The organism is Streptomyces himastatinicus ATCC 53653 (assembly GCF_000158915.1).
Classification (GTDB): domain Bacteria; phylum Actinomycetota; class Actinomycetes; order Streptomycetales; family Streptomycetaceae; genus Streptomyces; species Streptomyces himastatinicus.
On record NZ_GG657754.1, the window covers coordinates 824,715 to 840,511 of the forward strand.

14 protein-coding genes and 1 pseudogene are annotated in these 15,797 nt (G+C 71.0%); 8 read left to right on the top strand and 7 right to left on the bottom strand.

Annotated elements, in window-relative coordinates; translation table 11 throughout:
* Window positions 1-104: 104 nt before the first annotated feature.
* The 3 genes from pqqA to SSOG_RS02805 all read right to left on the bottom strand — a co-directional run bounded on the left by pqqA (window position 105) and on the right by SSOG_RS02805 (window position 3,601).
* Entirely contained in the window at window positions 105-248 is a 144-nt protein-coding gene (gene pqqA, locus SSOG_RS02795) for a pyrroloquinoline quinone precursor peptide PqqA (RefSeq protein ID WP_009712687.1), read from the bottom strand.
* A gap of 63 nt (window positions 249-311) precedes the next feature.
* Complete coding sequence (locus SSOG_RS02800) at window positions 312-1,814, bottom strand: glycoside hydrolase family 28 protein (RefSeq protein WP_009712688.1); 1,503 nt, start codon at window positions 1,812-1,814, stop codon at window positions 312-314.
* On the bottom strand, window positions 1,811-3,601 hold the full coding sequence (locus tag SSOG_RS02805) for a discoidin domain-containing protein (RefSeq protein ID WP_039940546.1): 1,791 nt from the start codon (window positions 3,599-3,601) through the stop codon (window positions 1,811-1,813). Before SSOG_RS02805 ends, SSOG_RS02800 begins: the two co-directional genes overlap by 4 nt.
* Before the next feature lie 298 nt (window positions 3,602-3,899).
* Here SSOG_RS02805 and SSOG_RS02810 point away from each other — a divergent pair, with 298 nt between their 5' ends.
* Together SSOG_RS02810 and SSOG_RS02815 are read left to right on the top strand one after the other, a co-directional pair.
* Complete coding sequence (locus tag SSOG_RS02810) at window positions 3,900-4,706, top strand: hypothetical protein (RefSeq protein ID WP_039936412.1); 807 nt, start codon at window positions 3,900-3,902, stop codon at window positions 4,704-4,706.
* An 11-nt stretch (window positions 4,707-4,717) separates the two neighbouring features.
* Window positions 4,718-5,800 carry a PQQ-dependent sugar dehydrogenase gene (locus tag SSOG_RS02815; protein ID WP_009712691.1) on the top strand — a complete coding sequence of 361 codons (1,083 nt, stop codon included), beginning with the start codon at window positions 4,718-4,720 and terminating at the stop codon, window positions 5,798-5,800.
* A 56-nt stretch (window positions 5,801-5,856) separates the two neighbouring features.
* Here the strand turns inward: SSOG_RS02815 and SSOG_RS02820 are convergent, their stop codons facing one another.
* The 4 genes and pseudogenes from SSOG_RS02820 to SSOG_RS02830 form a co-directional block, all read right to left on the bottom strand.
* Window positions 5,857-7,008, bottom strand: a complete 1,152-nt coding sequence (locus SSOG_RS02820; RefSeq protein WP_009712692.1) for a glycoside hydrolase family 88/105 protein — start codon at window positions 7,006-7,008, stop codon at window positions 5,857-5,859.
* 16 nt (window positions 7,009-7,024) lie between these two features.
* A complete protein-coding gene (locus SSOG_RS02825) occupies window positions 7,025-8,062 on the bottom strand; it encodes an NAD(P)/FAD-dependent oxidoreductase (protein ID WP_078510228.1) in 1,038 nt (345 codons plus the stop codon).
* Window positions 7,959-8,315, bottom strand: a pseudogene (locus SSOG_RS58300) (FAD-dependent oxidoreductase); the annotation flags it as partial. The pseudogene SSOG_RS58300 and the gene SSOG_RS02825, both read right to left, overlap by 104 nt.
* A complete protein-coding gene (locus SSOG_RS02830) occupies window positions 8,312-9,715 on the bottom strand; it encodes an MFS transporter (RefSeq protein ID WP_009712694.1) in 1,404 nt (467 codons plus the stop codon). The pseudogene SSOG_RS58300 and the gene SSOG_RS02830, both read right to left, overlap by 4 nt.
* Window positions 9,716-9,886: 171 nt before the next feature.
* On the opposite strand from SSOG_RS02830, the gene SSOG_RS02835 reads away from it, so the two are divergent.
* The 6 genes from SSOG_RS02835 to SSOG_RS02865 all read left to right on the top strand — a co-directional run.
* Window positions 9,887-11,083: a CdaR family transcriptional regulator gene (locus SSOG_RS02835; RefSeq protein ID WP_009712695.1), complete on the top strand. Its 1,197-nt coding sequence runs from the start codon at window positions 9,887-9,889 to the stop codon at window positions 11,081-11,083.
* 423 nt (window positions 11,084-11,506) lie between these two features.
* Window positions 11,507-12,904 (top strand): type I glutamate--ammonia ligase, encoded by a 1,398-nt coding sequence (locus SSOG_RS02845; RefSeq protein WP_009712696.1) that lies wholly within the window; start codon window positions 11,507-11,509, stop codon window positions 12,902-12,904.
* A 3-nt stretch (window positions 12,905-12,907) separates the two neighbouring features.
* Window positions 12,908-14,077 carry an amidohydrolase family protein gene (locus SSOG_RS02850; RefSeq protein WP_050799746.1) on the top strand — a complete coding sequence of 390 codons (1,170 nt, stop codon included), beginning with the start codon at window positions 12,908-12,910 and terminating at the stop codon, window positions 14,075-14,077.
* Window positions 14,078-14,139: 62 nt separating this feature from the next.
* Window positions 14,140-14,493, top strand: a complete 354-nt coding sequence (locus SSOG_RS02855; protein WP_009712698.1) for a hypothetical protein — start codon at window positions 14,140-14,142, stop codon at window positions 14,491-14,493.
* 72 nt (window positions 14,494-14,565) lie between these two features.
* Entirely contained in the window at window positions 14,566-15,363 is a 798-nt protein-coding gene (locus SSOG_RS02860; protein ID WP_009712699.1) for an SDR family NAD(P)-dependent oxidoreductase, read from the top strand.
* 57 nt (window positions 15,364-15,420) lie between these two features.
* A partial coding sequence (locus SSOG_RS02865; protein WP_039936416.1) for an alcohol dehydrogenase catalytic domain-containing protein occupies window positions 15,421-15,797 on the top strand: 377 nt, incomplete at its 3' end.

Below are 15,797 nucleotides of genomic sequence, written 5' to 3' on the forward strand. Positions count from 1 at the left end.
GGGTGGGCGCGTGCCCCCGGAGCATCCGGGGCACGCGCAGTTCCACTGGGGTACGCCGCCGCCCGCCGCGGTGCCGAGCACACGCACGCGCATGGCGGCTGCCGTCAGCGGGCGTTGAGCGAGTAGGCGGTGACCTCCAGCGCGGTCTCGACGACCACGTAGTCGGGGGTCTGCCAGGCTGTTTCCGGCGCGGGGGTCCGGGTGTGGTCCACCGCCTCGGGAGCCGTCTGCCGCACGGTTTCGTTCATGGCATTGACCTGCCTTCCGGTTTCCGGGTGTCGGGTTGGGCCAGAGGGTGTCTCGGCGGGACGTCAGCCGGTGGTCCTGATCCGCAGCGCCTCGCCGTCGGTGGTGGTGCTGTGCCGGACCACGGGGCCGGTGACGCCGCTGAAGCCCACGTCGTACGGACTGGCGGTGCCGCGCCCGGCCGTGACCCGGTCGAGGGTGATGCCTACCCCGTCGTCGGCGATGAACGCGGGCCGGTCGTCGTTGGTGTCGGTCGTGACGGCGCTGTTGGTGAAGGTGATGCCCTTGGCGTGCCGGATCCACCAGCCGTAGGACGGGCGCACCCCATAGGTCTTGGGGACGTAGTCGGTGAGGAACTCGCCGGGGACCAGCTCCGCGTCGGAGGCGGGGTGGCCGCCGGGGACGGTCAGCCGCACCCGGTCGAAGGTGATGTCCTCCACGTCCGCGCCGGGCGCTCCGGTGATGGTGCTGGTGTAGTCGACGCCGGTGACCGGGTGGGTCAGCCCGGTGCCGGTGACGTTCCTGAAGCGGATGTCGTGGATCCGGCCCGCGGGCGGGGCGCCCGGGCAGCGCTTTCGGTCGCCGATCTTGATGAAGACGGGGGTGGCGCCCTTGGTCATGGTGATGTCCGAGTAGCGGACGTCGCTGATGTCGGCGCCGTCCATGGAGACGATGCCGATGGCCGCCTTGCCCCCGCCGCCGATCCGGAGCCGGTCGAAGCGGATGTCGCGGAAGTCGCCACAGGTCTCCGAGCCGAACTGGAGCGCGTTGTTCTCGGTGGACAGCACATCGGAGTCATGGACCCGGACGTCCTGGCTGGTGTAGGTCCGGCCCAGCGCGTAGTCGCTCTTGAGGACGACGCCGTCGTCCCGGCCCTCGATGCGGGACTGGCCGATGTCGACATGGCGGCTGTTGATGAGGTTGACGGCGTCCCGGTCGGTGCTGGTGAGCACCTTGGTGCGGGTCATCCGTACGCCGTCGCAGCCGTTGAGCAGCAGCGCGAAGTGGCCGCCCCGGGTGAAGGTGACGTCCTGGATGTCCAGGTCGGCGCAGCGCTTGAGGGAGAGGATCTTGTCGCCGACGCCCGGTTCCAGGGTGTTGCTGGTGCCCAGCCCCTCCCCGTCGAGGGTGCCGGACCCGGTGATGGCGAGGTGGTGGATGTTCTCGCCCGTCAGCAGCGCGTTGCGGAAGTGGCTGTGGCCGAAGTCCTGGTAGGCGTCCCAGGGGTTGGGCTCGGCCTCGTCCATGCCTCCGGCGGCGGCGAGCAGCGTCGCGCCCTTGGCGAGGTGCAGGGTGATGTCGCTCTTGAGGTGGAGGGTGCGGGACTTGTAGGTGCCGGGCGGGAACAGCACGGTGCCGCGGCCGGGAGCGGCGGCTGCCGCGTCGATCGCCCGGTCGATGGCGTCGTCGTCCAGCGTCGTGCCGTCGCCCGTGGCCCCGTAGTCGCGTACGTCGTACGTACGGTCGGCGGCGCCGGGCTGTGCGGTGGCGGTCTGGGGAGCCACGGCGAGCAGGCAGGCTGCGGCCGCCGTGATGACGGCGGTCCGTAAGCGCGTCGAGCGCGTCATGAATCGCCCTTCGGGTAGCCGGATCCGATGCGCACCTCGTCGATCAGCAGCTTCTGATAGCGCTTGGTGTCGGTGGCCGCGGCCCAGGTGCTGTTGACGGTGAGCCGGACAAAGCGCTTGGTGGTCGCGGGGAGGTCGATGAACTGCACCCCGCGGGCGCTGGGCAGGGTTCCGGCCTTGACCGGGCTGCCCCAGGTGCTGCCGTCGCCGGAGACCTGCACCTGGTAGTCACGGATCCGGGCGGACTGTTCGGTGTCGGACCGGGCGTAGGAGACCGACCACTCCCGCTGGTTGACGGCCAGATACCGGACGCTTCTGGCCGAGCGCAGATCGAAGGTGACCGTGGCGGGCAGCTTGGTGTTGTTGTCCCAGTAGGTCTGCGGATCGCCGTCGAGGACGGCGGAGGCCGGGTGGCCGCTCGCCGAGGCACTGGCGCTCGCGGTCATGGAGTCGGCCGGAATCAGCCCCTGCCTGCCGTCGGTCCGGACGCTCAGGACGGTGTCGTACGGATCCCAGCCGCTGATGCCGGAGACGGTGAGCTTTCCCTCGCCCTGGCTGAAGGCCAGTTTCCTTCCGGTACGGAAGTCGGTGACGCCCGATACCCGGTAGCCGTTGTCCCGTACGGTCAGTGTGGAGCCGGACGGCTTGGTCAGGACGTGGAGGTAGTGCTGGTCGGGGTCGGTCCTGCTGACCGTGGTCACCCCGCGGGCGCCGTCGTTCCAGGAGCCGGGCTGGAGCCCGCCGTACGCATAGCCACCGCCCTCGGTGCCGTCCAGCGAGCCCCAGATCTTGTCGAGATAGGTCTTCGCGGCGTTGTTGAAGGCTTCCTGTTTGCTGGGGAACTTCCCGTTCACCTGGGCTGTTTCGGCCATGAGCGACTTCACGGAGGATCCGGAGTTGCTGATCAGCCGGCCCAGGGTGAGTCCGTGGTCCACCGCCGAGTCGGTGCCGCTGTACCACCAGGCGCCGCTGCTCGGGAGCTTGAAGCAGGCCTCGGTGAGCCGCGGCTGAGGGGTCCAGATGGCCTGCGGATAGTCGTACGCCGGGGTCATGCCGGTCTTCTGCTCATTGCTGACCGTGTCCATGATCGGCGTGTCTTCGTTGTTGTTGCTCAGCAGCCAGGACGGGCGGTCGGCGCGGATCTTCTCGTAGAGGCCGTGGTCGAGCCAGTAGTCGTTGTCGTTGTCGATCCAGAAACCCGAAAGCTTCGGGTACTTCTTCATCACTTCGACGAAGTTGTCGTACGAGTACTCACCGAATCCGTCGCGCGTGGTCAGGTCGACGTCACGGCCCTTGGAGGCGGAGTACGCCGCCGAGTCGAGCCATTCATGGCCGCCCTCGTCGTGCCACTGCGGATCGTCGGTCATGTAGAGCATGACCTTCAGCCCCTGCTTGCCCGCCGCGTCGACCAGCTCGCCCAGGAAGTCCCGCTTGGTGGAGCAACTGCCCGGGATGGCGGAGGGCCAGGCGCGCGCGTATCCCAGCCGGCTGTGGAAGGAGGCGAGGACGAGGTACTTGGCGTGCAGCTTCTTGGCCTCGTCCACCCAGTAGCCGGCACTCCAGCCGCCGTCGGTCACCGCCTTCTCCCAGGCGGCGCAGCTGGTGTAGCCGGGCGAGGTGCGCATGCCCCAGTGCAGGAAGAGGCCCGCCTGGGAGTCCCGGAGCCACTGTTGCCGGGGGTTGACCACCTCGGCCCGGGCGGGGACCGGACCGGCCAGGGCGAGCGTGCCGATGGCCAGCAGGACGGCGGCCAGCCAGGCGCCTAGGCGGCGCGAACTGCGGCCCATGGGCGGCTCCTTCTCGGGGGCGCGGTGGGGTGCGACGGGATGGCGTTCCTGATGCAGCGTCACGGCCTGGCGGTGTCCGGTCAATAAGCGTGCAGTCAAAATCCTCCGATCTCTTGTGCGGGACATACGGTGCACGATTCAGCGAAACAAGCGGAATCCGCAGGTAGTTGAGGGGTTCAGGCCCCGAGAACCTGCGGCGACCGCCCTCTTGGTCCGCACCATTCCTTGACTCATGAGGGCACACCTCCTACCTTCACAGTCCCCCAATGTGAACAAGGATCAGACAGGAGAATCCTTGATGGAGCGCCCACCGCTCTTACCGCGCACCGCCCTCACCCTCGCGGCCACCGCCGCGCTGATCGCTCCGGCCGCGGTCGCCTACGGCACGGAGCGCTCCCCGCAGGCGCCGGCCGCGTCCTGGAGCCTCAAGTGGAACCCCGCGTCGGGCGCGAGTGTCGCCAGCGCCTTCGAGGGCGCCGAGGACGACCGCGCCGACTCCCACCCCGGAACCACCCACATCTACCCCTCCCAGGGCGGTTTCCGGACCGATATGCACTACCCCAGGGACGTGGACACCAGCACCGACCGCCAGCGCAACGAGGTCCGGGGCATGAAGCAGGACGGCTCCGCCGTCAAGATCCTGAAGAACGAGACCTGGCGCATCCAGTACCAGATGTACGTGCCGGACACGCTGGACGCGACGACGAGCTTCACCCACATCATGCAGATCAAGGTGGGGGACGTGGCCGCCCCGCTGTTCACCATGTCGCTGCACCAGCACGACAACGGCCCGAAGGTCGAAATCCGGACCTCGGACGACGACGACAACCTGACCGAGGCCGGGGCCGCGAACATGGCGCCGCTCCAGGGCGCCTGGAGCGATGTGTCGGTCGAGGTCAAGGCGGCCGACTCGGGCGCGTACGCCGACTGGTCGGTGACCACCGGCGGCAAGGAAGTCGCCTCGTACAAGCGCACCGGCCTGGACCTGTGGCGCGGCAAGAACTACCTGCGGCCCAAGTGGGGCATCTACCGGAGCCTGAACAGCAGCGGCCTCCAGACCACGTATCTGCTCACCCGGAACTTCAAGGCGTACAAGCTCCAATAGGAGGACACGCGATGAAGAGCTGTCGGAACACCCTGGTGGCCGCGGCCGCCACCACAGCGCTCACCGCCGGGCTGCTGCTCACCCAGGCGGGCACCGGCAACGCCGCACCGGCCGCGGCCGATTCCGTCCCCTCAGCCATCTCGACGGTCTCGTCCGGCTGGTCGATCCCCTGGGGGCTGAGCTGGCTGCCGGACGGCTCGGCGCTGATCAGCGAGCGGGACTCGTTCAAACTCTTCAAGCTCACCCAGTCGGGCGCCAAGACCCAGGTGGGCACGGTGCCCAATGTGGTGACCACCAGCGGCGAGGGCGGGCTGATGGGCCTCGCGGTGTCCCCGAACTGGAACACCGATCACTACGTCTACATCATGCACACGGCGTCCGACGGCAACCGGATCGCCCGCATGACCTACGACGGTTCCTCACTGAGCGGCTACAAGGCGATCGTCACCGGCATCAAGAAGAACAAGTACCACAACGGCGGGCGCCTCAAGTTCGGCCCGGACGGCTATCTGTACGCCACCACCGGGGACGCGCAGACATCCAGCAACGCGCAGGACAAGAACTCGCTCAACGGCAAGATCCTGCGGATGACCACCGACGGCAAGGCCGCCCCCGGCAACCCGTTCGGCACCCTCGTCTACTCCCTGGGCCACCGCAACCCGCAGGGCCTCACCTGGGACGCGCAGGGCAGGCTGTGGGAGGCGGAGCTGGGCAACAGCACGTACGACGAACTCAACCTCATCGAGGCGGGCAAGAACTACGGCTGGCCCACCTGCGAGGGCAGCTGCTCCACCTCCGGGATGACCAACCCCAAGCGCCAGTGGACCGTCGGCGAGGCATCGCCCAGCGGGGTCACCTATGCCGACGGCGCCCTCTACATGGCGGCGCTCCGGGGCGAGCGGCTGTGGCGGATCCCGGTCGACGGGACGAGCGCGGGCACCCCGAAGGCGTACTACACCAGCTCGTACGGGCGGCTGCGCACCGTCGAGACGGTGCCCGGCAAGAACACGCTGTGGCTGTCCACGACGAACGCCGACAACAACGGCGGGGAGGCGGACGGCGCGGACAAGGTGTTCCAGGTCGAGCTGAAGTAGCACGCGCCGGCATGCGTACGGTCGCGCTCCCCGGGGAGCGCGACCGTACGCCCGTGTCAGTACGCCAGCCGCTCGTTCATCAGCAGGAAGGCGCCCAGCCCGTGCAGGTCGTTCGTGTTGCGCTTGCGGCCGAGGTAGTACGCCAGATCACCGACGTTGGTGCCCTCGCTGATGTCGGCGATGCTGGTCAGCCCGTCCGCGTCGACCGTCACCTTGTCCAGGACGCCCCGGTAGCCGCGGCGCGCCGCCGCCGCGTAGTCGCCGCCGCGGATCCATCCGTGGTCCAGGGCGGCGTGGAGCATCAGGGTGTACATGCTGGAGGCCGAGGTCTCGGTCCAGTTGCCCGGCTCGCCGGGCTTGTCGACGACCTGGAACCAGCGGCCGGTCGCCCGGTCCTGGTAGCGCAGGAACCCCTTGGCCAAGTGCCGTACGTTGGCGATGAGTTCGGCGCGGCGCGGATGGCGGGCGGGCAGCATCTCCAGCACCTCGATGTGCGTCATCGCGGTCCAGCCGATGGCGCGGGCCCAGAAGTGGGCGGAGGTGCCGGTGGCGTCATCCGGGTTCCAGGGGGCGTCGCCGTCCGCGTCGTAGGCGTGGTAGATCAGCCCGTTCGACGCCTTGAGGTGGCGGAAGTACACCGCGAGGTTCCGGGTGACCTCGTCGTACGCGTAGCTCTTGTCCCCGTACGCGATGCCGTACCGCAGCAGGAACGGCTGGGCCATGAAGACGCCGTCGCCCCACAGTTCGTTGGTCTTGCCGGTGGCGTGCCACATGCCGCCGTCCGCGGTGCGGGGATAGTCGGCGAAGCGGGCGCGGATCTGGTCGGCGGCCGTCCGGTAGCGTGCGTCGCCGGTCTCCCGGTGGAGCATCAGCAGCAGATTGCCGGACTGCATGGCGTCGAGGTTGTCGAAGGTGCGGCTCATATGGCCGTCGGCGTCCACGAAGTTGTCCACCCAGCGCTTGATGTACGCCAGGTACGAGGGCTCGCCCACCCGCTGGTAGACGCGGTACGCCCCCAGCAGGAACAGCCCCCGGGTGTAGCCCCAGCCGCCGAGCGAGGCCGGGTCCGGGTAGCGGGCGACGGTGGAGTCCACCACCGCCCGCGACCAGTCGGTCCGGGCTGCCGCGTGGGCCACCCCGGTCCCCGGCAGCAGAAGGCCGCCGCCGATGCCGAGCGCGCTCGCGAGTACGGTCCTGCGTCTGATCATGGGGAGTTCCCTCTTTTCAGTTCAGGATGCCATGTACACGCCAAGGATAGCGTCGAGCGCACCGTACCGGGTCAAACCTGGAGGAAAGGGCCGGATCCGCATCCCCCGTCAGCAGCCCGGCCACCAGCCGGCCGGTGGCGGGGGCGAGCATCAGCCCGAGCATGTTGTGACCGGTCGCCAGCAGCACCCGGGAGTGGCCGGGCACCCGGCCGATCAGCGGCAGCCCGTCGGGGGTCATGGGCCGCGGGCCCACCCACTCCTCCTGGAGGTCGTCCCAGTCGGCATGGCGCAGATACGGGCGCGCGGCCGCGACGATGGCCTCGACGCGCCGCCGCCGGAACCGGTCGGGGTCGCGCTCGAACTCCATCGTCCCGGCGACCCGGACCCGCTTGCCCATGGGCGTGAGCACCACCTTGGCCGCGCCGAGGTGGACCAGCCGGGAGGGCGGGGGCTCGGCCGCCACCGAGAAGCTGTAGCCCTTGCCCGCCACCAGATCGAGGTCCACGCCGAGCCCGCGGACCAGTTCGCGGGACCAGATGCCCGCGGCGACGACCACCGCGTCGCTCCGGTACGTCCCCGCCGAGGTCCGCACCTCGGCGCGCCCGGCCCGCTCACTGACGGCCGACACCCGGGCGCCCTCGACCAGTTCGACGCCCTGACGGCGCAGCCGCTCGGCGAGCCGGTCCACGAAGAGCCCGGGGTCCAGCGACCACTGGTCGTCCACCACGAACCCCGCCCGGGCCCCCTCGGTGAGCGCGGGCTCGGTGTCCGCGAGGGCGTCCCCCGTGAGCACACCACCGGCGGCGATCGGCGCGCCCAGCCGGCGGAAGGCGGTGAGCGCCTTGGCGGCGTACGCGCGGGACGGAAAGGCGAACAGGAACCCGTCCTTGTGCGCCTGGCCGTCCACGCCGAGCGCCTCCAGCTCCTCGAAGAGTTCGAAGGTGCCCTTCGAAGAGCGCGCCGAGCGCGCTCGCGCCGCGGTCGTGGTGGCGTGCGGTGGCGCGCAGCCCGAAGCGGACGAGGAAGCGCACCAGTTCGGCGCTGGTCGACGGATGGACGGCCAGGGCGCTGTCCGGGCGGTGCAGCCCGCGCAGCGCGGTGCCGATGACGCCGGGGGCGGCGAGCGGTTCCACCAGGTCGGGGCAGACCTCCCCGGCGTTGCCGCGGGAGGCGCCGCTGCCCAGCCGGTCGCGTTCCAGGACGGTGACCCGCAGCCCGGCGGCGGCGAGGGAGTGGGCGCACATCAGGCCGACGACTCCGCCGCCGACGATCGTGACCGAGGAGGGCGTGGCACCGGAGAGGGTCATGACGTCTCCTTCACCGTGGGCCGCGGTGTGGTCGGGTCGGCGGCGGTGCCGCGGCGGAGGCGGGAGCGGCCGCGCGGATCGCCGTCGCGGTCGACCGCGCTCGCGTCGGCGAGGGTCAGCCCGCTGGTCTCCGGCGCGAGGACGTATGACGCGGCCCAGCCGATGACGCAGATGACCGCGCCGAGGAGCATCGCCAGCCGGGTGCTGTGGGCGAGGACGACGGGCGCTCCCCAGGTGCCGAGTGCGGCGCCGATCCGGCTGATGCCGGTGGCGAAGCCGTTGGCGGTGGCGCGCACCCCGGTCGGGAAGAGCTCGGAGGGATAGATGGCCTGGAGGCACTGGCTGGAGAAGCACGCCACGCCGAAGGCCGCGAAGAGCACGACCACGACGGCCGGTGCGGGATGGGCGAAGGCGGCGAGGGCGAGCAGGGGGATGGCGGAGAGGCCGAAGCTCCACAGCAGCAGGGTGCGCCGCCCCTTGTTGACGACCAGGATCCCGGAGAGCGAGCCGAGCACGAAGAAGATCTGCACCACGACCGAGCCGAGGTACGAGTCGTTGCCGTCGGCCAGTCCGAAGGAGGCCAGGATGGTGGGTTCGTACGTGGTGATGGCGTAGATGGGCAGCAGCTGGCACGCCCAGAAGACGCTGATGAAGACGGTCCTGCGCAGATAGGCGCCGCGGAAGATGTCGCCGTAGCGGGTGCGCGAGGCGGTGTCCGCCTCCAGCTCGGCCAGGGTCGCGTCCGGGCCGAGCATCTGCTTCAGCACGGCCTCGGCCTCGTCGGTACGCCCCTTGCTGAGCAGCCAGCGCGGGGACTCGGGGGTGCCGAAGCGCAGCAGCAGGATGAGGACGGCGGGGATCGCGCTGCTCGCGAGCATCCAGCGCCAGTCGTCATGGCCGGAGGACATCATCGCCCAGCCGACGACGTACGCGACGGCGGCGCCGACCGACCACATCGTCACCATGATGACCAGCAGCGGACCCCGGGAGTTGCGGGGTGCGAACTCGGAGGCGATGGTGCCCGCGATGGCGAAGTCCGCGCCGATGGCGATGCCCATGAGGAAGCGCAGCACGGTGAGCTGCCAGGGATCGGTGACGAAGAACTGGGCCGCGGACAGCACGATGAAGGCTGCGATGTCGAAGAGATAGACCTTCTGCCGCCCGACCAGGTCGGTGACGTAACCGAAGATCAGACCGCCGGCGAACATGCCGACCAGGGACGCGGAGCCGACGACTCCGGCGTCGAAGGAGTTCAGGTGGTAGTCGGCGGTGAGGAGCGGCAGTGCGACGCCGATGATGCTGAGGATGTAGCCGTCGCAGAACTCGCCGCCGCCCGCGTAGAGCGTGATGAGCCAGTGGGTGCGGGTGGGACGGGACTTTTCGAGTGATGCTGTGCTCATAGGCCGTCTCCGGAGAGGGTGCTCCTGGGGAGGAGGAGGACGGATGGCCGGGCGGTCGCGGGGCGCCCGGTGCTGATGTCGGAAGACGGTAGGCAGCGCGGGGCTCTCGGTCATCGTAGAAGTCGCACGAAGTGATCCACTGCTTGGCCGGGTCGCTTGTACGATCCGCCCATGGACCCTCTGAGCGGCCACCCCGTCCTGACCCCGCAGCTGGCTCAGGAGATCGCCCATGACATCGGCCGGATCACCGGCTTCAACGTGCTGATCACCGACCCCGGTGCGGTCGTCATCGGCTGCGGCGACCTCTCGCGCGTCGGCACCGTCCACGAGGCGTCGCTGGAGGTGGTGCGCACCGGGCGGCCCGCCATCCACACCGCAGGGCAGGCAAGCCGGATGCGCGGGGTGCGGCAGGGGATGAGCCTGCCGATCACCGTCGGGGAGGAGGTGATCGGCACGGTCTGTCTCACCGGGGAGCCCGAGGAGGTGGACCGCTTCGGCCTGGTGGTGCGGCGGCAGGCGGAGATCCTGCTGGAGGAGGCGGCGCTGCTGCGTTCGCGCATGCTCCACGAGCGGGCGGTCGACGACTTCGTACGGGACATCGCGCTCTACGACCCCGAGGTGGTCGACGCCGGGGCGGTGGACGCCCGGGCGGTGGAACTGGGCCTGGCCCCCGGTGCGGCCCGGGCCGCGCTGCTGCTGGAGGTGCGCGCCGCCGACGAGGGCGCGGCGATGTCCCGGATCACGGTGCTGCGGACCGTGCGGGAGGTGTTCCGGGACCGGCAGGATGTGGCGGGCGAACAGGCGGCGGGGCGGTACGTGGTGCTGGCCGCCGCGTACGGAGAGCGCACGGCCCCGGGACGGCTCGCCGACGCCTGCGGCCAGTTGCTGTCGCTGCTGCACGAACGCCATGGCCTGGACGGGCGGATGGCCGTCGGCGAGCCCGGTACGGGCACCACGGGGATGCACCACTCCTATCGCGACGCGGCGACCGCGCTGCGCACCGGACCGGCCGTCTTCCCCGGCGACCGCGTCTATACCGCGTCCGAGCTGCGGATACCGCATCTGCTGGGATCCACTCCGCGCCATGGCCGGGCGCGGTTCGCCGATGCGGTGCTGGGGGATCTGCGCGGCCAGCCGGACTGGCCGACGCTGCGGGAGACGCTGATCGGCTGGGCGGAGGGCGGTTTCCATCTGGTGCGCTCCGCTGAGCGGCTGCACATCCACCGGAACACGCTGCTGTACCGGCTGGAGAAGATCGGGAAGCTGTCGGGGAAGCGGGTGCGGGAGCCCGTCCAGGCCATCGAGATGTATCTCGCCTGTCTGACCGACGTCCTCCAGGAGAACACCGACCCCGCGCGGGAACGCTGACCACCGGCACAGGCTGAGGTAAGCCGCACCTAAGCTACTGGAGTCGGGGTCAACTGGAAGAAGGACCTGCTGACGGTCGCGGACGCGGTCGGCGAGCGCGACCGGGCGCGGACGATCGTCAGCCGCTTCATGGGGCTCGGCCGCCCGACGTCACAGAGGTTCGACGACGCGGTGCGCGCCGGACACACCGTCACGGTGGACGACGACCCCTGGTACCTCAAGCCGGGCCGACCGCCGCGCGTGTCGTCCTCGACGACATCACCGAGCACCTGGGCCGCTGAAACCGAGCGGGGACGTTCGCGACGGTTATGGGGAAGGCATATCCCACCGTCACACCCCGTATGCGATCGGGACAATCCGTCACCATAATGCCCCCCACAGGCAATAGTCTCGGCATACAGGCCGCGGCGGAGGAGGTAGCCCATGGGGACGGGCGATCGCGAACAGGCACAGGCACGAGCGCGGCAGGAAGCCGACCGGCTCACCGCGCAGGGCATCCATGGCATCGCCCTGACCTGGGTGGACAACGCGGGACTCACCCGGGTCAAGTCCGTGCCCACCGGGCGGCTCGCCCACAGCGCACGGCGTGGCGTCGGCATGTCCCCCGTCTTCGACGTGTACCTCGTGGACGACTCGATGACGACGAGCCCTCATATCGGCGGGCCCGACGGCGATCTGCGGCTCTTCCCCGACCTCGACCGGCTCACCGCGCTGGCCGCCCAGCCCGGCTGGGCCTGGGCACCGGCCGACCGCTACGCCCAGTCCGGCCTGGAACACCCCACCTGCCAGCGGCTGTTCGCCCGCCGGATGGCCGAGCGGGCACATGGGCGGGGCATCGCGCTGCGCATGGGGTTCGAAACGGAGTGGGTCGTCACCACGGGCGGCACCGGCGGTACGGACGACACGCCCGGCCCCGGCCCGTACAACGCCGCCCCGGGCCCGCGCTACGCCGGTACGGGCCCGGCCTACGGCATGGCGCGCCTGGTCGACCTCTCCGGCTACCTCGCCGATGTACTCGACACGCTGCACACCCAGGGCGTGGAGGTGCTTCAGCTGCATCCGGAGTACGCGGCCGGGCAGTTCGAGGTGTCCGTGGCGCCCGCGGATCCGGTGGGCGCCGCCGATCTCGCCGTCCTCGTCCGCGAAACGATTCGCGGGGTGTCGGCACGGCACGGGCTGACACCGCTGTTCGGCCCGGTCGCCGAGGCGGGCACGGTCGGCAACGGCGGCCATCTGCACCTGAGCCTGTGGCAGGGCGAGCGCAATCTGTGCCGGGACGGGGACGGACCGCACGGCATGACCGCGACCAGCGAGGCGTTCCTCGCCGGAGTGCTGCGCGCGCTGCCCGCCCTGCTCGCCATCGGCGCCCCCTCCCCCGCGAGCTATCTGCGGCTGGAACCCTCCCGCTGGGCCGGGGCGTACCAGTGCTGGGGGCTGGAGAACCGCGAGGCCGCGCTGCGCTTCATCACCGGCGCCCCGGACGACCCGGGCGGGGCCAACGCCGAGGTCAAGTGCTTCGACCCGGCGGCCAACCCCTATCTGGTGACGGGCGCGGTCATCGCCGCCGGGCTCGCCGGGCTCGACGCCGGGCTCACCCTGCCACCACCGGTCTCCGGCGACCCGGCGCGTACGGACCGGGAGCGGCGGCTGCCCACCTCGCTGCTCGGCGCGCTGGAGCACTTCGAGGACTCGGCGGTGCTGCGCGAGGCGCTGGGCGATCCGCTCTTCGAGTCCATCGCCGCCGTACGCCGCGCCGAGGCGGCGCTGTTCGAGAAGGCCACCCCGCAGGAGATCGCGGCCGCGACCCGGGGACGGTACTGAACGATGCGCTCCGCCGAGGGGTCGGCGCCAAACGGGCTGTCTCTGCCGCCGCTGGTGGACCACCACTGTCATGGGGTGGCCCGCCACGAACTGGACCCCGCCGCATTCGAGGCGTTCCTGACCGAGTCCGACGCGCCCGCCGCGCTCGGCACCACCTTCTTCGACAGCCAGCTGGGCTTCGCACTGCGCCGCTGGTGCCCGCCGCTGCTCGACCTGGAACCGCACTGCCCGCCCGCCCGCTATCTCGCCCGTCGGCGGGAGCTGGGGGTACGGGAGGTCAACCGGCGGCTGCTGAGCGCCGCCGGGATCACCGACTTCCTCGTCGACACCGGCCTCCCCGGCGATCTCACCACCCCGGACGAGCTGGCAGCGGCGGCCGGTGGCACCGCGCACGAGATCGTCCGGCTGGAACACCTCGCGGAGCGGACCGCCGACACCTCGCGCAGCGCCGACGACTTCCTGGCCGGGCTCGCCGACGGGATCCGGGAGGCCGCCCGTACCGCAGCGGGCTTCAAATCGGTGGCCGCGTACCGCTACGGCCTCCACTTCGAGCCCGACGCACCCGCCCCCGCCGCCGTGCACACCGCGGCCGAGCGCTGGCTCGCCCACCGCGCCGAGGGCGGCGCGCCCGCGGCCCGGGTGACCGACCCCGTGCTGCTGCGCCATCTGCTGTGGTCCGCGGCCCGCACCGGGCTGCCGCTCCAGCTGCACACCGGCTTCGGCGATCCGGATCTGCGGCTGGACCGCTGCGATCCGCTCGCGCTCACCGACTTCATCCGCGCCGTGCGCCCCACCGGCTGCTCGCTGATCCTGCTGCACGGCTATCCGTACCACCGCGGCGCGGCGTACCTCGCCGCGGTCTTCCCGCATGTCTACGCCGACGTCGGCCTGTCCCTGACCCACACCGGGGCGCGGGCCGGGGCGGTGCTCGCCGAGATGCTGGAGCTGGCCCCCTTCGGCAAGGTGCTGTTCTCCACCGACGCCTACGGGCTGCCCGAGCTGTACATGGTGGGCGCGCGGCTGTTCCGGGAGGCGCTGACCGGGCTGCTGGACCAGTGGGTGCGCGAGGGCGCGTGGTCGAGCGGCGACGCCGGGCGGGTGGCGGCGCTCCTCGGCGCGGACAACGCGCGCCGAGTGTACGGGCTCGGCAGCACAATCACCCGTGATCATTAGCCTGGACCGCAGAATCCCCGGTTCGCGGGGCGCTCGGCGACGGTTTTCGCCACGATGGTGGGATGGACGAAGAGCAATTCCTGGAGCGCGCCAAGCAGTTCGCACTCCACCTGGCCGACCTTCAGTCGCGCCTCGACCCCGCGTCGTACGATCTGCTGCTGCGCATCCTGCACGGCATCAACGACGCCATCGTGGGCCGGTCCGCGGGCGGCCCCACCGGTATCGACGTACCGTTCACCGCGTTCGACCGGGATCTGTTCACCCCCGCTCTCGGGCGGGAACTGGCCAAGCTGACCAGTCTGCTGGGACCGCACGGGCTCCAGTTGGTCGTCGAGTTCGGCAACCAGCAGGAGAACGACCGGCGCGAGGTCGAGGCGATAGCCCGGGTCAGCGGCATGGATCCCGGGGGCGCGTGATGGTCTACCGACGGGTACGGTTCGGCTTGGGGCGGCGGCGCCCCTCACACCACCGTCCCCGGAGGAGAACGCATGCGGATCAGCGGCACCACCGTCCTGCTCACCGGAGCGACCGGGGGCATAGGGCAGACCCTCGCCCGGGCCCTCGCCGCCAAGGGCGCCAAGCTGCTGCTCACCGGGCGCCGCGAGGAGGTGCTGCGGCCGCTGGCCGAGCGGCTCGGCGCCACTCCGATCGTCGCCGACCTGGCCGAACGGTCCGATGTGGAGCGGCTCGTCGAAGAGGCGGAGGCGGCGGACGCCCGCGTCCTGATCGCCAACGCCGCGCTGCCCTCCAGCGGTGACGTCCTCGGCTACGACACGGACCACCTCGACCGCGCCCTCGACGTCAATCTGCGCGCCCCGCTGCTGCTGTCGCGGCTGATGGCGCCGCGACTGGTGGCCGCGGGGTCCGGGCAGCTGGTGATGATCGGCTCGCTGTCGGGCCGTACCGCCTCCCCCGGCGCCGCCCTCTACAACGCGGCCAAGTTCGGGCTGCGCGGCTTCGCGCTCGGGCTGCGGCAGGACCTGCACGGCACGGGCGTCGGGGTCACGCTGGTGCAGCCCGGGTTCGTCGGCGACGCCGGGATGTTCGCCGACTCCGGCGCCTCCACACCCCCCGGCGTGCGCACCATCACCACCCGCCGGGTGGCGGCCGCCACCGTCCGCGCGATCGAACGGAACCGGGGCGAGGTGAACGTGGCCCCGCTGGAGCTGCGCTTCGGCAGCGCCCTCGGCGGCCTCTTCCCCACCCTCGCCGAGCGCGCCCAGCGCCAGGCGGGCGCCGATCGTACGTCGCGGCAACTCGCCGACGGACAGCGCGACAAGCGCTGAGGCACGGTGGTGTAGGTTCGGGCGACCCCACCGGGAGTTCGAGCGAGGGAGCGGGTTATGCGTGCTGTGGTGTTCGACGACTTCGGGCGCAGGCCCGAGGTACGGACCGTCGACGATCCCACCCCCTCCCCGCGCGGCGCGGTCATCCGCGTCGAGGCCACCGGGCTGTGCCGCAGCGACTGGCACGGCTGGATGGGCCACGCCCCGGACATCCGGCTGCCGCACGTCCCCGGCCATGAACTCGCGGGCACGATCGAGGAGATCGGCCCCGACGTCCTGAACTGGCGCCCCGGCCGGCGGGTCACGGTGCCCTTCGTCTGCGCCTGCGGGCGCTGCGCCGCGTGCGCGGACGGCGCCCAGCAGGTGTGCGAACGGCAGACGCAGCCGGGCTTCACCCACTGGGGGTCGTTCGCCGAGTACGTCGCGGTCGAGAA

What these genes read in the sequence shown, in the direction of transcription:
- SSOG_RS02805 (WP_039940546.1), bottom strand. Translation starts at nt 3,601, where the DNA reads ATGGGCCGCAGTTCGCGCCGCCTAGGCGCCTGGCTGGCCGCCGTCCTG.
- SSOG_RS02815 (WP_009712691.1), top strand. Translation starts at nt 4,718, where the DNA reads ATGAAGAGCTGTCGGAACACCCTGGTGGCCGCGGCCGCCACCACAGCG.
- SSOG_RS02835 (WP_009712695.1), top strand. Translation starts at nt 9,887, where the DNA reads ATGGACCCTCTGAGCGGCCACCCCGTCCTGACCCCGCAGCTGGCTCAG.
- SSOG_RS02850 (WP_050799746.1), top strand. Translation starts at nt 12,908, where the DNA reads ATGCGCTCCGCCGAGGGGTCGGCGCCAAACGGGCTGTCTCTGCCGCCG.
- SSOG_RS02820 (WP_009712692.1), bottom strand. Translation starts at nt 7,008, where the DNA reads ATGATCAGACGCAGGACCGTACTCGCGAGCGCGCTCGGCATCGGCGGC.
- SSOG_RS02800 (WP_009712688.1), bottom strand. Translation starts at nt 1,814, where the DNA reads ATGACGCGCTCGACGCGCTTACGGACCGCCGTCATCACGGCGGCCGCA.
- SSOG_RS02855 (WP_009712698.1), top strand. Translation starts at nt 14,140, where the DNA reads ATGGACGAAGAGCAATTCCTGGAGCGCGCCAAGCAGTTCGCACTCCAC.
- SSOG_RS02810 (WP_039936412.1), top strand. Translation starts at nt 3,900, where the DNA reads ATGGAGCGCCCACCGCTCTTACCGCGCACCGCCCTCACCCTCGCGGCC.
- SSOG_RS02830 (WP_009712694.1), bottom strand. Translation starts at nt 9,715, where the DNA reads ATGAGCACAGCATCACTCGAAAAGTCCCGTCCCACCCGCACCCACTGG.
- pqqA (WP_009712687.1), bottom strand. Translation starts at nt 248, where the DNA reads ATGAACGAAACCGTGCGGCAGACGGCTCCCGAGGCGGTGGACCACACC.
- SSOG_RS02845 (WP_009712696.1), top strand. Translation starts at nt 11,507, where the DNA reads ATGGGGACGGGCGATCGCGAACAGGCACAGGCACGAGCGCGGCAGGAA.
- SSOG_RS02860 (WP_009712699.1), top strand. Translation starts at nt 14,566, where the DNA reads ATGCGGATCAGCGGCACCACCGTCCTGCTCACCGGAGCGACCGGGGGC.